Origin of the sequence: Methylomonas sp., assembly GCF_023228165.1 — a bacterium.
Taxonomy (GTDB): Bacteria; Pseudomonadota; Gammaproteobacteria; order Methylococcales; family Methylomonadaceae; genus Methylomonas.
In genome coordinates this window covers 54392-72148 of the sequence record NZ_JALOBS010000013.1, presented here as the reverse complement: position 1 = coordinate 72148, position 17757 = coordinate 54392, and the positions used below count along the sequence as shown (strand labels likewise).

At 49.2% G+C, this 17757-nt stretch carries 17 protein-coding genes; 10 read left to right on the top strand and 7 right to left on the bottom strand.

Annotated features, from left to right (window positions below; all coding sequences use genetic code 11):
* Window positions 1-123 precede the first annotated feature (123 nt).
* The 9 genes from M0R33_RS11525 (at window position 124) to M0R33_RS11485 (ending at window position 11728) form a co-directional block, all read left to right on the top strand.
* Window positions 124-1392, top strand: coding sequence for a hypothetical protein (locus tag M0R33_RS11525; RefSeq protein WP_292568924.1), 1269 nt, complete (start codon window positions 124-126; stop codon window positions 1390-1392).
* Window positions 1392-1865, top strand: coding sequence for a hypothetical protein (locus M0R33_RS11520; protein ID WP_292568922.1), 474 nt, complete (start codon window positions 1392-1394; stop codon window positions 1863-1865). The genes M0R33_RS11525 and M0R33_RS11520 overlap by 1 nt, the downstream gene beginning before the upstream one ends.
* 458 nt (window positions 1866-2323) lie before the next feature.
* Entirely contained in the window at window positions 2324-2986 is a 663-nt protein-coding gene (locus M0R33_RS11515) for a hypothetical protein (RefSeq protein ID WP_292568920.1), read from the top strand.
* Window positions 2983-4005, top strand: a complete 1023-nt coding sequence (locus M0R33_RS11510; RefSeq protein ID WP_292568918.1) for a MoxR family ATPase — start codon at window positions 2983-2985, stop codon at window positions 4003-4005. The genes M0R33_RS11515 and M0R33_RS11510 overlap by 4 nt, the downstream gene beginning before the upstream one ends.
* Window positions 3978-4862 carry a DUF58 domain-containing protein gene (locus M0R33_RS11505; RefSeq protein WP_292568916.1) on the top strand — a complete coding sequence of 295 codons (885 nt, stop codon included), beginning with the start codon at window positions 3978-3980 and terminating at the stop codon, window positions 4860-4862. Before M0R33_RS11510 ends, M0R33_RS11505 begins: the two co-directional genes overlap by 28 nt.
* Before the next feature lie 6 nt (window positions 4863-4868).
* Entirely contained in the window at window positions 4869-6458 is a 1590-nt protein-coding gene (locus tag M0R33_RS11500) for a BatA domain-containing protein (RefSeq protein WP_292568914.1), read from the top strand.
* A 1-nt stretch (window position 6459) separates the two neighbouring features.
* Complete coding sequence (locus tag M0R33_RS11495; protein ID WP_292568913.1) at window positions 6460-8928, top strand: VWA domain-containing protein; 2469 nt, start codon at window positions 6460-6462, stop codon at window positions 8926-8928.
* Between the two features lie 50 nt (window positions 8929-8978).
* A complete protein-coding gene (locus tag M0R33_RS11490) occupies window positions 8979-11072 on the top strand; it encodes a TonB-dependent receptor (RefSeq protein WP_292568911.1) in 2094 nt (697 codons plus the stop codon).
* A gap of 50 nt (window positions 11073-11122) precedes the next feature.
* Window positions 11123-11728: a hypothetical protein gene (locus tag M0R33_RS11485; RefSeq protein WP_292568909.1), complete on the top strand. Its 606-nt coding sequence runs from the start codon at window positions 11123-11125 to the stop codon at window positions 11726-11728.
* Window positions 11729-11907: 179 nt separating this feature from the next.
* On the opposite strand, the gene M0R33_RS11480 is transcribed toward M0R33_RS11485, so the two are convergent.
* Both M0R33_RS11480 and M0R33_RS11475 read right to left on the bottom strand, forming a co-directional pair.
* Window positions 11908-12039 (bottom strand): hypothetical protein, encoded by a 132-nt coding sequence (locus M0R33_RS11480; protein ID WP_292568907.1) that lies wholly within the window; start codon window positions 12037-12039, stop codon window positions 11908-11910.
* 366 nt (window positions 12040-12405) lie between these two features.
* Complete coding sequence (locus M0R33_RS11475; protein WP_292568905.1) at window positions 12406-12615, bottom strand: hypothetical protein; 210 nt, start codon at window positions 12613-12615, stop codon at window positions 12406-12408.
* A gap of 298 nt (window positions 12616-12913) precedes the next feature.
* Between M0R33_RS11475 and M0R33_RS11470 the strand changes: the two genes are divergently transcribed.
* Window positions 12914-13042 carry a hypothetical protein gene (locus tag M0R33_RS11470; protein WP_292568903.1) on the top strand — a complete coding sequence of 43 codons (129 nt, stop codon included), beginning with the start codon at window positions 12914-12916 and terminating at the stop codon, window positions 13040-13042.
* Between the two features lie 728 nt (window positions 13043-13770).
* On the opposite strand, the gene M0R33_RS11465 is transcribed toward M0R33_RS11470, so the two are convergent.
* From M0R33_RS11465 to M0R33_RS11445, 5 genes are all read right to left on the bottom strand, one after another.
* Window positions 13771-15246, bottom strand: a complete 1476-nt coding sequence (locus M0R33_RS11465; protein ID WP_292568901.1) for an oligosaccharide flippase family protein — start codon at window positions 15244-15246, stop codon at window positions 13771-13773.
* Window positions 15247-15385: 139 nt separating this feature from the next.
* On the bottom strand, window positions 15386-16075 hold the full coding sequence (gene trmB, locus M0R33_RS11460) for a tRNA (guanosine(46)-N7)-methyltransferase TrmB (RefSeq protein ID WP_292568899.1): 690 nt from the start codon (window positions 16073-16075) through the stop codon (window positions 15386-15388).
* Window positions 16076-16120: 45 nt separating this feature from the next.
* Window positions 16121-16954, bottom strand: a complete 834-nt coding sequence (locus tag M0R33_RS11455; RefSeq protein ID WP_292568897.1) for an SGNH/GDSL hydrolase family protein — start codon at window positions 16952-16954, stop codon at window positions 16121-16123.
* Window positions 16955-17052: 98 nt separating this feature from the next.
* Window positions 17053-17373, bottom strand: coding sequence for a hypothetical protein (locus M0R33_RS11450; RefSeq protein WP_292568895.1), 321 nt, complete (start codon window positions 17371-17373; stop codon window positions 17053-17055).
* A 1-nt stretch (window position 17374) separates the two neighbouring features.
* The gene (locus tag M0R33_RS11445) at window positions 17375-17563 is read right to left on the bottom strand and encodes a (2Fe-2S)-binding protein (RefSeq protein WP_292568893.1); all 189 of its coding nucleotides are present in this window, start codon (window positions 17561-17563) and stop codon (window positions 17375-17377) included.
* Between the last annotated feature and the right edge of the window lie 194 nt (window positions 17564-17757).

The window sequence follows — 17757 nt, the reverse complement described above, 5'->3', positions numbered from 1 at the left end:
CCGGTTTGGAATAGTCGTTACAACGTTGGAAAAGCAACCGAGGTCGAAGTGCGGCTAATCGCTGCGCAAGACGGCGATTATGTTATTTCCACCGGCTCGTTATCGGCAAACGTGCATCTTTTGATGGATACGCCCAAGTCAATATGGTTGCCGTTGCGCCCGGATTCGTCCGGTTCGATCGCGCTTAAAGCCTACAAACGTGGCGAATCCGCTGTCGCGGTAGAAAGAAGCATGACATTCAGCGCGATCGACAAGCCACAAATCGTCATGGTTACCGATGGCGTAACTGCCGATGGGCGCCAAGCGCTTATTCAGCAACTGCGCGTTTCCGATCACGATGTGTTTACCTCAATAAGCGCGCAAGCCTTGCCGCGCTTTGGTACCAGTTATGCGTCCGTACATGCCGTGGTGATGCATTTTTCTGCTCTGCAAACATTGGAAGACCGACAAATTAAGGCCCTTTCGCGCTTTCTAATGCAGTGCGGTAGCATGATTGCGTTGGCATTTCCCGACCCAATTTTCAAACGACTCAAACAATTATCGGGTTGCCAAGGCAATTTTCTCGTCAATGTTTTTTCTGCCGATCAACTCGCCGCGCAGCGGGCTATGCTGGAAAAGCCATCTGCGCTGCCAGTATTTACAGAATTACTGGACACCAGACCCCGATCGAAAATTGATCAACTCTATACGTTGTTGGTTATCTTTTGTTTAGGCTATTTACTGATCGGGTTTATTGCTGTTGGTGTAGCTAGTCGGCAGCGCACCTTATTCATCCTTCCGCTGATCAGCGCTGGGATTGCATTGCTGGTCTGGGGGCATCGACAGCCGGATAAGGTTTTAAGCAGTTGGTTGGAGATGGGCGCTGGGCAGTCATCCGCATGGTACAGCGCGCGATTGACATTACAAGGCACGGGGTTTTGGCGGGAGCGAATCGAGCTGCCCATTGAGGCTGTTTACGCTGCCAACACGGCTGTCGATGGACAAATGCTAATGACTGAAAACGGTAGCCTCGAGTTTCCCGTTGAGTATGGCTTACTATCACAAAACACGTATCACTGGCAGTCAGGTTTGTCCGTTGACGCGCCGCTAAGTCTGGCAATTGAAAACGGTATGCCGGTTGTCGTCAATAGCGGGCCGCAGTTGACAAAACAAGGCCTCTTCAGATGGCGGGGAAGCATCTATATACTCCCATCGCTCCAGCCTGGACACGCATGGCGTCTGAGCTCGGCAACAGCAAAGGCTGAGTATGCCAAAATAGTCGAGATGTTTGCCAAGCAGAGCAGGCAAGATTCATTCGCCCTGCTGATTCCTTTTTCAGCTGATATTTTACCAGCCGTGGCACAGCGAAGCGGTTGGTTACTGATCCATGGCGCAAACAGCGGAGTTTTATGATGAGTCTGGTTCGCGTTGCCTATTTTATGGGGTTGATTATATGTTTGCCGCTGTTCATTCGTACCTGGGGAGTACTTTTCAATGCGGAAACCCCCATCAATGCTGCGCTTGTAATCGGAGAGGCTGTCAAGTTGTCTTGGTTGTTGCAAGCGGTCGCGTTATTGATTTCGGCTCCATGGTTTATCCGGGACTTCGCGATTAAACAGGCCCTGATAGCCCATTTAATGTTGATCATGGCGCCTGTGCCGTTTTTTGTAGTGGCTTGGTTGGCTGATGCCATTACCCTCATGATGATGCTAAAACTTGTTGCCAGTCTGGTAATGGTGTCATTATTTTGTGTGTTTATGATATTGCCGTTCAATCGGCTTTGGTTTTTTAAGTACATGCCAATAAATTTGGATATGCCGCTGTGCCTGATGGCGGCGGTTTTTATTTGGAAAACGAGTGATCTATGGCTCAGATGGCTAACCTAGCTGATATCAACGATAAAAAAATTATCGAGCGCTGCATTGGCAAAGCTAGAAACATCATCTGGCTGAACATTACGATTCATGAACTAAAGCGCGGATTGAGACTCGGTGTTTACCTATTGTTATTGTGCGGTATTGCTAATCAGTTTTTTTATCCAATATCGCCTGCTTTGGCCATTGTTGCGTCGTCTTTACCGCTAGCGTTTGCAGTCGCGTCGGTCTCGATGAAGAAACCCGGGTGGATCGCTACCTCAAACATCATCGATGAACGGTTTTCGAACCGTTTACTGCTGACTACCGCAGTGGAGTTGCTTCGGCAGGACTCAAGAATTGACAGGGGCTTTACGCCATGGATTCTGCATCAAGCCGCACAAGTGGCAACAGCCCAATTCGCACAAATAAACTCAACGACCTTATGTCAGCCGCATAAAATCCCCTGGCCTGAATTGGGGGGAGTATGCATGGGCCTGTTTCTGGTCGTGCAACCCGGAAAAATCGATACATCATTATTTCCGGATCGGTCGTTGGTCGTGAATGAAAAATTATTGATGCCGCCCGGGCAAGCAGCCAAAGCGGACTTGATTGCCGAAATAAGAAATTCTCGCCTTAACAGTCAGCCAGTGACTGCCTCGGCGCCAGATCCCTTTGAGGTGCCCCCGGCATCGGAACATGAATCATTGCCGGGACAGGAAGGTGCGTTTGTTTTGTCAAAAAAAGAAATGCTATCCACCACCGCTTTAGTGGATGACAATCGCCCCGTAACGATGTCATCGGATGCGTCTTCTGATTCAAGCCGGAATATTGAAACCCATATGAGGCAGCATCGACAGGCCCAAGGTACAGGTTTCGGGGCCGATGATGCACTTTCGACAAGAGACTACCAAAATCATTCGAATGCTCGGGTTAAATATTTTGCCGTTCCGTTACAGGGTGGCGAGGCAGTGAGCGACAATAGTGGCAGCGTTCCGTATAGCAATTACCGGTTTAACGAAAGCAATAAACACCTGAAACCGTCTGTGGCGCTTACAATGAAAAAACCCTCGATGCCTATGAACAGTGTTTTGACATTCGGCCAACAGCATTATGTTTACACGTATTTCAAACAAATCCATTCGAAAAAATGAATACAGTGCAGTCTCTCGATCAGATTGAAAATTGCATTACCCGGTTTCAGGCAGATTTTTTAATGCTGCGCGACCGGCTTGCCCAAGTCATAGTTGGTCAGGATGAGGTCATCGACAATTTGATCATTGCGTTATTTGCCGGCGGACATGTATTGTTGGAGGGCTTGCCAGGTCTCGGTAAAACGCATTTAATCAAGGCGTTGGCCTCGAGTATCGAGATGCCTCTGTCCCGCATCCAATGCACGCCCGACCTGATGCCGGCCGATATTACCGGTAGTGAAATATTGCTTAAAATGAATAACGATGCGGAAGTACGTATCGATTTCCGCAAGGGGCCGGTGTTTTCGTCCATGGTTTTGGTCGACGAAATTAATCGTACTACGCCCAAGACTCAATCGGCATTGCTGGAGGCCATGCAGGAAAGTCAAGTCACCTGTGCCGGCATTTCGTATCAATTGCCGCAACCGTTCTGGGTCATCGCCACCCAAAATCCGATTGAGTTGGAAGGAACCTTCCCGCTGCCCGAGGCGCAACTGGACCGTTTTCTATTCAAGATTACAGTCGACTATCCATCGGCTGACTCATTATTCGACATGATTGGGCTCGTACTGGATGACGAGCCGGCCGAACATCTGTCTACAGTACTTTCGGCTGCACGCATGAAGGAAATGATGGGAGAGGCAAGGCAGGTTGTCGTTGCCGACAGTGTCAAGCGTGCCGCCGTGGCGTTAATTTTGGCGACGCATGATAACCCTGAAGGCAAAAATGTCATCGCCCGGCGGCACATACGTTATGGCGCCAGTCCGCGCGGCCTGCAAGCCTTGATCAAAGCGGGACGAATCAAAGCATTGGCCAACGGTTGTGGTCATGTTGCCATAGAGGATATTCATGATGTGGCCTTATTGGCGTTACGCCACCGTATCTTGTTGAATATGGACAGCGAACTCGACAATATTAGCGTCGATGAGGTCTTGCTACAAATACTACAAACATGGCGCAAAAACCTGTCGCACCATTGAAGCTGAATGAGGTTGAACTGGAAGGGGTGGTGCGGGTTGCCAAGCCAAAACTGTTCAAGCACATGGCCGATATCTCAGGGCTTTATCGAAGCCGGACCCTGATCAGCGGCGGTAATAATTATGCCGGATTCAGAGAATACTGCCCTGGCGATGAAGTCCGTTCAATCAATTGGCGCGCCAGTGTTCGCAGCCGACAGTTCCAGGTGGATCAACATCAGCAAGAAAAAAGTGGGCGCTGGTATATCTGCCTTGATGTTAGCGCCTCTATGCGTTTCCCGGAATCCGACAAATGGCTGTTGGCGCAGCAACTGGCCGATGCTTTTTCTTATATTTTGTTGGCCTGCGGCAATGAGCTGGGCATGGTGGCGTATAGCGACCGTATCCATCAGTATTGCCCGCTGGGAGTAGGCCGAAATCAATACAAGAAGTTGCACAAATTGTTAGAGCAACTATTGCCGGATAGAAAAGGTGGAGACTCATTGCTGCAAAGCAGCCTTCCTTATCTCAAACAGCAGGCGTCTGTGATCGTGATTAGCGATTTTCTGCAATCTGATTTCATGAGGCATGACTTGGACAGATTGCGTAAAGCGGGGCATTACCTGCACGTTTTTCATGTGCTTTCCAGGCATGAAACCGATTTATCGGCCAATGGAATAGTCCTTCTCGCCGATATTGAAACCGGCGAACTTTTGCCGGTAGAGTTAACTGAACAGGCCCGAGAGTTGGCGGCGGCAATGCAGCGGCGGCAGAGCCAAGCATTGCAAGCTTATTGTAAGGAGCATCACTTTGATTATTCCTTTACGACCGGTGACAACGATTGGAAAACCGTCATTCTCAATCACATATCTTGTCTGTAACCCAATATGCTTAGCTGGGAATCACCATTATGGTTATTGGCGCTGATCGTGCTTCCATTGCTACGCTTATTACATTGGATCAACAATAGAAAGGCGGCGATCCCTGTCTCCAGTCTGTTATTTTGGAGAACGTCTGGCGCAGTGTCCCAGCCTTTCTGGCAGGGGGCTAAAGTTGATCCTATCTGGCTGCTTCGTGCCATGATTTTCGGCGCGATGATTCTGGCGCTGGCCGGGCCTGTCTGGGTGAATCACGACCAGCGAAAGGTGCGGGTCTGGTTCGACGATAGCTATAGTTTGCAAACGACGGAATCGGCATCCAACCAAAGCCGATTGGCCTTGGCTATTGATGCGCTGATTAACAAACTGCAAGAAGTCGAGTCTATTCAGGCCAAAGTGTATTCTTTGCGGAACCCGGGCTACATGCCGCTGCTACTGGATACCCAAAATAAATCTGACTGGCGGCAGCAACTGTCCAATTGGGTCACCAGTCAATCGGAATCGGAATCTCCGCCACTGGCTGGGCAGCCCATGGTTAATGTCGAAACCTGGCTGGTAACCGATGGCGCCGACCCTGAACTTACACAAGCAATCAAAGCGCTGCCCATTCATCAAATCATTCGGGTCGGCAACGAGACGGAGAATGGTGCGGTAACCCTGCTCGGGGCCCGTCCTAGTTTACAGAAATTCGATATATGGCAGGGCATCATTCGCGTCAATCATTTTGGAGATTCAGGCAGCAATAGAACCATTGAACTGTGGTACGGCAATCAAATGCGTGAACAATGGCAAGTGCGCATGGTCCCCGAACAAAGCCGGGAGGTCGGTTTTACCGTCGAGTACGCGCAGACGAATCCTGCCCCGCTCATGGTTCGTTTAACGCCTACCGATAGTCTGCAGGAAGATGATCAGCTCAGTTTGAGCTTCCCATTACCCACTAGCACTAGAATTCATGGTAACTGCCCCGCGACGCTAATGGCGGCCATCAACGTTCACCCTTTCTTGCGGACTGACGGGGTGAATGATGAGCAGGCTGGTCTGGATATCGTGTGTGGGGACATTGCCGTAGAAGGTGCGGGCGCTATTCTTAGGTTTCATCAAGCCGACGGGGTACAAAAAATCGATACCGCCCCGGTTTGGTCCGAATTCGCTGGCGCATTGGGCGATTTGCGCTTGCCGCCGCATCTGATGCGTCAAGTCCGGTCGTCGGCCGATAATAGGCATGGAACCGCTGTTTTGCTGTCCGATAGTATTCCGCTGATCACACTCGCCACGGCAACGCATAGCGTTGTGGATTGTTATATCGATATGGGATACGAAGAATTTGCCCGGCAAGCCGAATATCCGGTACTTTTTGCCGGACTGGTCGATCTGGCAACAGGCCGGTCCCATCTGAGTCCGATAGCGGTCATTGCAAGGAAGGTCGAGGCATCGCGAGTCAAACCATTACCCCTATCGCTTGCCGACGCCAACCCTGAAGACGTTTTGCAAACAGCCTCCCGCGACTTGGCGGCCTATTTGATTTTTCTGGCCATGCTGTTGCTGCTGGTTGACGCGGTGTTGGAACGAACCAGGCGGACGGAGTCGAGGCAGCCCTGATATGTCACTGGTATTGAGGATTACGATCATGCTGCTATTGGCTGCGGCTGTCTGGAATCCCCGCATTCCTTGGGGTGAAGGTCCAGTTGACTTGTTGTTGCTCGTAGACGATTCATACAGCATGAACGGTAAACTGGGCTCAACCGTCTGGCCCCAGGTTCGTGATCTGGTGCGTAACCTTCCGAAGCATAGCCGAGTGGCGCTCATTCGCTACGGCAAACAGCCGGTACTAGAATTGCCGCCGACTGACATTGACGAGCCGCAGCTTGTTGCTTTGCTTGACTCGGAGTTGCCGCTCAGGCAAGTGACATTGGATAGGTCCGCATCGAATCTCGAACAGGCAATGGTTTTTGCTGCGCGCTTGATAGCGCCCAAACGCGCAACCACGTTGTTGATTATTCATGACGATCAACAAACATCCGGTGACGCGTCGGCCATAATTCAGTGGCTGAAAGAACAAGGACTTCAATTAATTCAGCTTAATGTGGCGTCGCCGACGGCGGCGCCGGATGCCTGGATACAATCGCTTAAAGTGCCATTTTATGCGGAAGTCGACCGACCTTTACCGGTTACAGTTACGGTTGGCGGAAATCACGATGCTGCGGTCATGCTGAACCTTTATATCAATGATCAATTGCAGCTTCGGCAGTCGCTGCAGGTCGTACCGGGCGAACCGGCATTGCTCCAATTCGAGATGGCAGGCTGTTCCGTTGATGTCTGCCTTATCAAGGCGCAGCTAGAGGCTGATAACGATGCCATTCCTCAAAACAATCAGCGTCAGCAAGCAACGACCGTCGATAAAGCCAAACCCATCCTGTATATTGGCCATAAAAAAGGCCCTTCCGCCATTTTTACAACGCTGACTGCATCCGGTGTTGCTTTGAATGCAATGCATCCTGACTTATGTATGTCCACAAGCGAGCAACTCAAGCCCTATGCGGCGATTATTTTGGATGACATTGCCAGCGGGATGATGCCGGACAGCTGTTGGAATGCCCTGACGCAAGCCGTAAGCAATTTCGGGGTGGGATTGATAGTGCTGGGCGGACCCAACAGTTTTGCGGCTGGCTCCTACCGGCATTCCGTGCTCGAAGACTTGTTGCCGGTCACGGCGGAAGCGTCAAAACAACAGGAAGCGATCAGCTTGTTATTCATGATTGATAAATCCGGCAGCATGGCGAGTGATGGCGGCGACCCAAGCCGAATCGCAATGGCTCGCCAAGCCGTTATCGAGAGTATGAGCGCGCAAGGCGAGCAGGATGCTTTTGGTTTGATCAGTTTCGACGCGAAGCCGCATTTGCATATTCCGATCATGCACCATGACGATCCCGTTGCCGAAATTCGGGAAGCATTCAATGTTCAGGCTAATGGCGGAACTCGATTAAAGCCGGCATTGGATTTCGCCATACAGGAGCTGGATAAGCGGCGGGCCGGTAAACGAATGTTGGTTTTGCTCAGCGACGGATTTCTGGATGAGCAGGATATGGCGGCCGTCGAACGAAAAATTGTCGAGCAAAAGATTACGCTGATAACCCTAGCCATCGGCAACAACGCCGAAACGGAAAAACTACGCCGTTTGACGCAACATAACGACGGAAAATTGTTGGGTGTCGATCGTATGATCGAGCTCCCGATGTTATTGCGGAAAGAGCTCGACCAAAGGCGCGATCCAGTGACAAAGGGAGCTATTTTGGTCAATCAACAAATCCCTCTGCCATTTATGGGTGACGGGACAGGATGGCCGGATTTATCGGCATACATGGTCACCAAGGCTAAACCGGATAGTATTGTTTATCTTGAATCCGCCAGCCGCGATCCTTTGTTAGCCATGCGCTATGCCGGTATCGGCAAGGTTATCGCGCTTCCGGCGGGTTTGGAAGGATGGGCTGAAAACTGGTTGGGTTGGCAAGAATGGAGCCGGTTTGCGCATGGCTTGATTCGGTGGTCTTCTATGTCAAATCGTCATCCACAGGTAAATATTGGGATCTTGACCGTATCCGGAAAAAGCCAATTACATGCCGATGTGCTCACCCCGGACCGGATTTGGCAAGTGAATGAATCGGGCAAAATGACTGTGACCGATCCGCATGGACAAATTCATAGTCAGACATTGAACATGAGCGCTCCCGGCCACTATATCGGCGACCTGTCAATGGATAAGGAAGGGCTTTATACAATAGGCGCTCGAATCGGAACTCTGAATACATCGCTCAATATATATAACCAAGCGCTGGGTGAATATATGCCATTAGATATTCTGATGGCGAATAAGCCGGTTTTATCGAAATTAATTCCGGATGGTGGCGGCATAAACGATGTCAATAACCGGCAAATGATCCACATTCGAGGTGTTTTTTTAGGCTGTGCAGCGTTACTTTATCTGGCTCTTATATTGCTTGCGAATGAGTTTTATTTTCATATAATATCTTCGCATTTACTATCACTCATCCGGAGATGCCGATACTTATGAATAGGAAATTGAGGTTTTTAGTCGCATCCGATTTGGTCTGCCTTGTTTCAATGAGTTCGGCTGGAGCTGCGGGTTATGGTGACACGGATGCGTTGCAACTCGACCCAGTAATCATTACGGCGACCAGGAATGAAAAAAGTTTGTCGGAAATCCCTTATGCCGCTAGCGTGGTGGATTTGGAAAGCGATAAGGCCAAAGCCATTTTTCGGACTGTTCCGGAGGCGCTGAAGTATGAGCCGGGAATCATGATCCAAAAAACGGGTCATGGGCAAGGCTCGCCCTATATCAGAGGCTTTACAGGCTTTCGCACCTTGTTTTTGGTTGACGGCATACGCCTTAATAACTCGGTCTGGCGCGATGGCCCAAACAACTATGTCGGCACTGTAGACCCATACAGTATCAGTAGAATGGAAGTAGTCCGGGGGCCTAGTTCAGCACTCTATGGCAGCGATGCGATTGGCGGTACCGTTAACATGATCAGCCAAGGCAATACCAGCACCGAAACAGGATTCAACTTACATCCCAATGTTTATTACCGCTTCGCAGATGCCGAAAATTCACATACCGGCCATGCGGAAACCACCGGCAATTACGACGACAAGCTGGGTTTTCTGCTGGGCTTGACCTACAAGGATTATGGCGACGTCGTCGCTGGCGATCCGGTCGGCTTGCAGCCCAAAACCGGTTACCGCGACGTGGATGTCAATTTTAAGGGCGATTATGCGCTGACGCCGGACGCTAAACTGACATTTGTTCATCAGCACGTGCAGATCGATGATGCCTGGCGAAGTCATAGCACGCAGTATGCCGTTCCCTGGAATGGTACGGTAGCGGGTACCGATCAGAAGCGGTCGTTGGATCAGAAGAGAGAGCTAACCTACGTAAAATATCAGGGCAAGAACTTTAATGGCCTATTTGATAATCTGAACGTCACCACATCGTTTCAACAACAGGACGAATCCGAAACCCGTATATTGAAAGCCGGCACGGCCAACAATCGAAATCCCATCCAACAGCAAGGCTTTCAAGTCGATACGGTCGGCCTTACCATACAGGCCGACAAGACCAGCGATTTTGGCAAGTGGACTTACGGCATTGAGTATTATCACGACTCGGTGAATTCCTTTAGGAATAACTACAATACTGATGGCTCTTTCAGAAATTCCGAAATTCAAGGTCCAGTGGCCGATGGCTCTTCCTACGACCTGTTTGACATCTTTATGCAAAACGAATATGCCTTGCTGGATTCGTTGGATTTAACTGTCGGCGGACGCTATACCCACGCAGCGGTGGATGCGCAGAAGATTAAAGACCCGGTTAGCGGGCTGCAAACCACATATTCAAGCGCTTGGAATAATCTGGCAGGAAACGCCCGTCTAATGTATCACATTGATGAAGAGCACCACTGGAATGTGTTTTCGGGTGTTTCTCAAGGATTTAGAGCGCCAAATCTGTCCGATTTAACCCGATTGGATACTGCCTTGTCCGGCGAAAGAGAAACATCTACGCTTGATTTAAAGCCGGAACAATATATTTCTTATGAGGCCGGTATTAAGACCGATTTCGAAGATTGGTCGGCGCAACTGACTTATTTTTACACCGACATTACCGACATGATTATCCGTGTTCCAACGGGCAACGTTATAGATGGACAACGTGAAGTGACCAAAAAGAACTCCGGTAGCGGCTTTGTGCAAGGTATCGAGTTTGGCGGTACTTATCGTTTTGATCCGCAGTGGACGGCATTTAGCTCGGCCAGTTGGACTGAAGGTATGCTCGCGGGCTATCCGACTTCGGCTCCGCAATTGGTGGACGAGCCCATGTCGAAGATGATACCGGTGATGGCCAATTTCGGCCTGAGGTGGGATTCGCTGGCAAAGAACTGGTGGGTAGAAGGGATGATCACGCTTGCCAGCAACCAGGATAAATTGTCATCCAGCGATCTGCGGGATACACAAAGAATACCGCCGGGCGGCACTCCGGGTTATGCTGTCTACAACATTCGCGGTGGCTGGCGAGTCAACAAACACGTCAATCTGACGTTGGCGCTGGAAAACCTGTCGGATGCCGATTACCGTGTACACGGTTCGGGTTTGAACGAGCCCGGCAGGAATTTCATCATGGGTGTGGGTGTGAAGTTTTGATGTGGCATGATTCATATCCCGCATACTGAAAATAAAAACCGGTAAGAGGTATGTTTAAAGATAAAAAACCGATGTCATTTTTTCTGATCGTTATGGTTTCCTTGTTAATACCGATTATCCCTTTTGCCGTAATCGGAGAACTGCCGGGTCAAAGCTGGCTGTCCGCCGCCGATGACAATGCGTTTTTGTTCGGTGTCACCGGTACAGTGTTGTTGTTGTCGGATATTCTATTGCCTATTCCATCCACGATAGTCGGTACCATGCTGGGCGCTCGTTTGGGTTTTTTGAGTGGACTGTTCTGGTGCTGGAGCGGGTTGATGCTGGGGAATTTGATTGGATATTACCTGGGGCGGGCTGTGTCGTCGCGCTCGGGTGAGGCACTGCCTCAGTCTCCTACCTTATTGGTTTTGGCGGTGACTCGGCCCATACCGGTTCTGGCGGAGGCTGTTACGTTTACCGCCGGAGCCGGTGGCGTCGAATTAATGCCATTTTTATTTGTTTCCTTTTTTGCCAACGGGGTGTTTGCGGCCGCGTTGGCTGGAAACGGCGCCGCATTTATCCCTAGCGATCTTTTTGGGGTCGGACTCATCTTGCCGATGCTGCTGCCGGTTGCCGGCTGGTTAATCTGGCAGACGAAATTTAAAGGGAAAAATTGAGTTTGGGCTTTCGCGGTTAACCGCCATCGCCATTTGCAGAATGTGTTGCCGTTATAGCTAAAGGGTATTTTGACATCGGTGTTGTCCGATCAGATCAATGCAGAGGCGAGCTTCAATCCGGAATAACCTTTGTCCGCCAAGTGCCTCGATCGCCCATACTGTGCAAGCAGCCTGGGTTTTCACGGCATCGACAAAGGTTTGGCGGTGAATTGGCTGCCGACGTTCTCCGGTTTGCCGTGCGGTCGGAAGGTCTGCCCCAGGATATAGACAGCATGGCAGGCTTTCAGCGTGGTCGCGACCTGCGCTGCCAAGGCTTTTCGGCTGGCCCGGTTTTAGATACACAAAGCCTTTCGCCGGGGGGGATATAGGTCGTATCCCGCGCCGGCGCCTGGTTGGCGCGATTAATGGTGATGCCGCGCAACGAGTGGGGATAGGTTTCGTGCCCCGGCTGTTTCTGCGGGCATGGGGTTGGCAATAAATCGCTTCGATGCTCATGCGCACCCCCATGGAGTCAAGTGCAGCTTATTTAGCCGCCGCATGATGTCGAGATCAGATTCGGAACCTGCTTAACGGCTAGTAGACACTGCCGCGACCAATGTCCAACAACACTTGCTGATTCATGGGATGCTCGGATTGACGGTTTATCATCGCTTTGCGACTCAGCAATCCAGCCTTGTTCAGCGCCCGCTCCAGCCAATGAGCGCAAGTAAAAAATCATTCTGCAGAGTTTGCTGACCGATTTTGCCATGTTGAACCGGTAAATCAACCGGGGCGAGTTGGATTCCGTCGGCTTTGCCAAATACCTCGACGGCCTGTTCGCTCGATTGCTTTTTCCTGTCGACAATTTGATTTTGATGAACGTCAAATTCCTGGGTTAACCGAGCCAAGGTTTGTTGCGGCTAAGGCCACGCTGGCTTTGAAAGCCGACTAATACTTTCTTCTCGGTTTCCACCTCTCCCGGCAGATGGCCACCTGATTTAAGTCGGCCATCTGCCGGATTTGACTATTTCCCGCAAAAATTTTTATATCGATTTAACTTTAATAAAGTATTTCAACAAGTTGTTTTAGGTCAAGTTGTAAAAAAACAACCGACATTAGGCTGTAAAGTTGGCTAAAAGCACTATTGAGTTTTATTGAGAAGGTGGCAAACTCCCGACATATCCATCGGTTTTGGAGGGGGAAGCTATGAAATTAATAATCATATTGGTGTTTGCGGGTTTGGCTTATGGCGGTGCGCGCCTGCTATTAAATGTACTTAAAGAGCTAGCGGAAATTGCCTCCGAAGCTTGGCATAGTGGTGAAACGGAACAATAAGCTTCGAAACCATTGCGTCAAATCCGAATGATGTCGTTTGTAACACGCGTTTTATACCAATTTCACCGGCGTTGTTTTAAAAACAGAGTCAGGTGGTCAAAAAAAACCGACTGGTAGAGGTTTTCAAACCAGTCGGCTAATGTGCATCCCAGCTTTATGAGCGAAGCACTTTCTCAGAATCGATTCATTTAATGACTGTTAAACTGATTGCGTAGGTCGGCGCGATTAGTTAACTGTGGTTCTCCCGAATTTAAATGCGGTATATTGCAGCTTATTCAAGTGTAGCCGTTACGAGTTCTTTTGTTCAGCAGACGGGTTAATTTTAGTATCCGGGTTTTTCCAGTTTTTTGCTTGAATGATTAAGTCTATATCATAGATGTAACTTGGATTCAGTTCGAACCCTGGCTTAGCATTTTTGAATGGACTAGCTTTGTTGAATTTACTGTTCATCTTGGTCACCCGAAAGCGGTTGCAACGCATACGTTGCTAGATAACTGTCATTAAATCGTGTTGTTATTAACGCAGCAAAGAAAGTGCCACTATCAAATTAAAGTGAAAAAATGCGGCTTGAGCTTAGCTTGCCGAGCGTAATTAAGCTTGGTACGACAATATTTGTCACTTTGGTCCTGACATAAGTGACAGTTTTTGTTGGGTGCAGTCAGGTAAAACTCGGTTAGTGTTGTGGTTTGCCTGTGGCAGCAATTAAGCGGTTACAACAGTGAATGTAGCTAGGCATGCCGCTGCAATAGCGGCCGTACGTCGAGGAATCCGACAATGCCGAGGTAGATTATCAATCCCGCCGTGCCGCTAAGCCAGTTATTCCATTGGCAGGCCGTTACTAGATAATGATTGGCAACGTACAGCCCTATACCCAGCGTAAGGTACGCGCCGATTTTGCCCAGCGGATAATCCACCGGATAGTAAAGGCGTCCTAGCAACCATGATAGGCAAACCATGAAAAAATAACAGGCCAGCGTTGCCCAGGCTGAGCCGACGTATCCCCATAATGGAATCCACCAGATATTCAGCGCTATGGTTATTACAGCGCCGGCCAAGGACACCCAGGCCCCCAATCCGGTTCGATCACTGAGTTTGTACCAAACCGACAAGTTGACATAAATCCCTAAACACAGGTTGGCCAGCAATAAAATGGGTACCACAGTCAGGCCGGTGCGGAATTCCGCGCCTATAAAATATTTAAACAGGTCGATATACAGCATCACCAGCAAAAAGATAAACACGCCGGCAATCACAAAATACTGCATCACCAGTGCATAAGTGCGCTTGGCGTCGGCCCGGCCGGCATAGGAAAAGAAAAACGGTTCGCCGGCATAACGAAACGCTTGCACGAATAAACTCATTAAAATCGACAATTTGTAACAGGCGCCGTATATGCCCAACATTTTTAAATTGGTGACTAAATCATAGGGCAGCATGATTTTTAAAATGGCTCTATCCAGCATCTCGTTGACCATGCCGGCAAAACCGATTACTACCATGGGCAGCGAATAGCGCGCCATCGGGCCGAGAATATGCAGCTTGAATTGCACAGGTACAGCCCGAAACTCCGGCAGCAATAAAGCCAGTTTGCAGATACTGGCCAGCAGATTCGATAAAAAGATATAACCGACGCCTACGTCCGGGTTGTAAATTTCCGCAATGGCCGAATCCGGCCACAATGCCAGCCATTTAGGACACAGTAGCAGAAAGAACAGATTTAAACCGATGGTGATAAAAATCTCCGCCATCCGAATGCCGGCAAAACGCCAAGCCTTATTTTCCGCGCGCAGACGGGCGAACGGTAGCGCGGTGATGGCGTCCAGTGCCAGAATGCAGGCAAACCAGAGCAGATATTCAGGATGGTCCGGATAGCGTAAGGCATTGGCTAAAGGCTGTTGCCAATAGAAAGCCGCCCCCACAAATAGCAGATTGAGCAAGAGTAAAAAACTTAAGCCGTTACTGTAAACAGCTTCGCCGGCGTATTCCGGCTTTTGCCTAAAACGGAAAAAGCCGGTTTCCAGACCGCATACCAAGACCACGGCAAAAAAACCGGCATATGCATAAAACTCCGAAACCACGCCATATTCGCTGGCGCTGAAGGTGTAGGTATACAGCGGCACCAGCAGATAATTCAAAAATCGGCCGAGTATGCTGCTCAGTCCGTAAATGGCTGTTTGGGAAATCAGTTGGCGTAAGGGATTCAAGCGGGTGGCTTCCAGTAATTGCGGCTATGAAAAGTCAAAACGCATCGGAGTACAAACCAAGATGTACGCCAGCTAACAGACCGGATTAGCGAGAGCGTAACCTCGACCTGTTTACCGAGGCGATGCAGGGCGTTCCAGTTTAAAGCTTGGTGAAAATCAAATCCCACACACCGTGGCCTAAATTAAGGCCGCGATTTTCGAACTTGGTCAAAGGCCGATAATCCGGGCGCGGACAATAGTCGCCGGTCGGGCTGGTGTTTTTCAGGCCGCTATCGGCGGATAAGGTTTTCAACATGTCCTTGGCATAATCCTGCCAATCGGTAGCTGCATGGAAATAGCCGCCAACCGCCAGCTTTTTGTTCAACAAATCCAGAAAGCTGGGACGTACGATGCGGCGTTTATGATGGCGGCGCTTGTGCCAGGGGTCGGGGAAAAACAAGTGCAGGCCGGCGAGGCTTTGGTCGGGAATTTTCTGCTCTAAAATCTCGACGGCATCGTGGTGAAAAATTCGCACATTGCCGATGCCGCGCTGCTCCAGCAGCATGATTAAATGCCCTACGCCTGGCCGGTGTACTTCAATCCCGAGGTAATTTAACCCGGGATGGGCTTCCGCCATCGCCGCCAGACTGTCGCCGTTGCCGAAACCGATCTCGACTATCAGCGGCGCTTGCCGGCCGAAGGCTAGTCCCGTTTCGAAATCAGCCTGCGGCGACAGGCAATATTTGTCCCAATGGCTCTCAAGCGCCTGCTTCTGTCCGGCCGTGGCGCGACCTTGGCGGCGGATGAAGCTACGGATGCGGGTGGGGTCGATTTTTTTGAGTTCAGTCATGGAAATGGGTTGCTTGCAAGCCGGTATAAATAGACCAGGCCAAAGTTATGGTGATCTATACGCTGCTGTATTATTCTGGCTTAGCTTGTTATTTATGGCATTAGCAATAGTTAATGCTAGAAGATTTCGACCTTCTTCGCTTAAATGGATTAAATCTGAATTAAAAAGATTTTTAGTGCTTTTGTAATCAGTCGAGACATTATTGAACCTAATAATGACATACTCATCTTTTTTGAACTTTTCATGTAATGTTGTTTCCAGAGCTAGCCTATAGTCATTAATTACATCAACTTTTCCTGAGTGATATGCGATTCGCATTAAACGTCTTCTGATATAGCCTATTGGGTTTTTTGATTCGGCTTCTTCAATACCAAATTCAGGAACCTCAAGAATGAACGGAAATATACCGCGTTTTCGTAAGCTCTTGACAATTAACGCCACATGGTATGCATAAAAGTCAGCGCCAATATAAGATGAGCTATCGTTAACGCCTGCAATAACTACACATATATTGATTGGATCACCAAAAAGGACATCGTAACTAGAGTTTATTTGGCTATTGGATTTGAAAAGATTTTGATAAATGAATTTCGATCTGGCTCCTTTTTGGCCGAAGCTAATTATTTCAGTATTCCATCCCCGCTTCGAAAGATGTAAGGCTAGGAAATCATCAAGCTTTTTTTCAGCAACCCAACTATCTCCGATTAGCGCAACCTTAATGTTATTTGAGTTTCTTACGTTAGAAAAATATCTTGTGCTGACTTGATATTCTGTAGAAAATTCGCGGGATTTTAACCAAAAATTAACGAACCAGATAATTGAAAATACAAGAGCTATAAAAAGAACTAAGCTGATAAAATTGAGCCGTTTTTTTGTCATTTTATATCCTGTTGGTTAGTCCGTAGAGGCTAGAATAATTGCTAGTAAGTCGCATGGATGACTGCCTGAGTAATCATCCACCTCTAATTGCATCCGAGCTAAAGGGCTAAAACATCCAAGCGTGCCTTTGCTGCCAACCCAAACGTCGACCCCGGCTCTTTTTGCAGAATCTGTTGCAACACTGGTTTGCTGGGTTTTTCCAGTAAATCGATAGCTTTTAATCTCACTGCGGCATGATGCGCCCGCAACGCCGCCAATTCGGTCAGATAAGCGTTGCTGGTGTTCAACAATTTCAGAATGACCTTTTCCGGGTCTTCGGTAAATAAATCCCGCACCAGATCGCCGTATTGCTCCTGTAAGCGGATCAACTCACGGCGATCCATTCTTGGCAATTCGGTGGGATCGTCACAGCAGCCCATTTCAGTTTTCCGTTGCTTTGTAGTTGTCTACCAAGGCTTGCAAGTCGAATTCACAACCGCCGCAACCGGAAAGTGCGCCGGTAATGCGGGAGATCCGGTCAATATCGACCGTACCTTGTTCCAGCAGTTTTTTGATTTGCCCGGTTGTGGTACCGCTGCAGTAGCACAGCACTTCAGTGTCGTCGTTCATAAGCGACTTTTATCATATTCAGCTAAACCTGATAACGAGAAAAACCAAAAATCCAATCACTATAGCGAAACTTATCCAGCTCAGGCGATTAATGAATTCAGCGCTGCGGGCATCCGAGTAGCCCGAGCGGCGCAATAGCAACGTCAGGCAAGCCCGGACTTTTTCAATTCACAGCTCGGCTAGCGAGATGGCTA

What these genes read in the sequence shown, in the direction of transcription:
- M0R33_RS11520 (WP_292568922.1), top strand. Translation starts at nt 1,392, where the DNA reads ATGAGTCTGGTTCGCGTTGCCTATTTTATGGGGTTGATTATATGTTTG.
- M0R33_RS11445 (WP_292568893.1), bottom strand. Translation starts at nt 17,563, where the DNA reads ATGAACGACGACACTGAAGTGCTGTGCTACTGCAGCGGTACCACAACC.
- M0R33_RS11500 (WP_292568914.1), top strand. Translation starts at nt 4,869, where the DNA reads ATGCTTAGCTGGGAATCACCATTATGGTTATTGGCGCTGATCGTGCTT.
- M0R33_RS11515 (WP_292568920.1), top strand. Translation starts at nt 2,324, where the DNA reads ATGGGCCTGTTTCTGGTCGTGCAACCCGGAAAAATCGATACATCATTA.
- M0R33_RS11525 (WP_292568924.1), top strand. Translation starts at nt 124, where the DNA reads ATGGATACGCCCAAGTCAATATGGTTGCCGTTGCGCCCGGATTCGTCC.
- M0R33_RS11455 (WP_292568897.1), bottom strand. Translation starts at nt 16,954, where the DNA reads ATGACAAAAAAACGGCTCAATTTTATCAGCTTAGTTCTTTTTATAGCT.
- M0R33_RS11490 (WP_292568911.1), top strand. Translation starts at nt 8,979, where the DNA reads ATGAGTTCGGCTGGAGCTGCGGGTTATGGTGACACGGATGCGTTGCAA.
- M0R33_RS11495 (WP_292568913.1), top strand. Translation starts at nt 6,460, where the DNA reads ATGTCACTGGTATTGAGGATTACGATCATGCTGCTATTGGCTGCGGCT.
- trmB (WP_292568899.1), bottom strand. Translation starts at nt 16,075, where the DNA reads ATGACTGAACTCAAAAAAATCGACCCCACCCGCATCCGTAGCTTCATC.
- M0R33_RS11505 (WP_292568916.1), top strand. Translation starts at nt 3,978, where the DNA reads ATGGCGCAAAAACCTGTCGCACCATTGAAGCTGAATGAGGTTGAACTG.
- M0R33_RS11510 (WP_292568918.1), top strand. Translation starts at nt 2,983, where the DNA reads ATGAATACAGTGCAGTCTCTCGATCAGATTGAAAATTGCATTACCCGG.
- M0R33_RS11485 (WP_292568909.1), top strand. Translation starts at nt 11,123, where the DNA reads ATGTTTAAAGATAAAAAACCGATGTCATTTTTTCTGATCGTTATGGTT.
- M0R33_RS11470 (WP_292568903.1), top strand. Translation starts at nt 12,914, where the DNA reads ATGAAATTAATAATCATATTGGTGTTTGCGGGTTTGGCTTATGGCGGT.
- M0R33_RS11450 (WP_292568895.1), bottom strand. Translation starts at nt 17,373, where the DNA reads ATGGGCTGCTGTGACGATCCCACCGAATTGCCAAGAATGGATCGCCGT.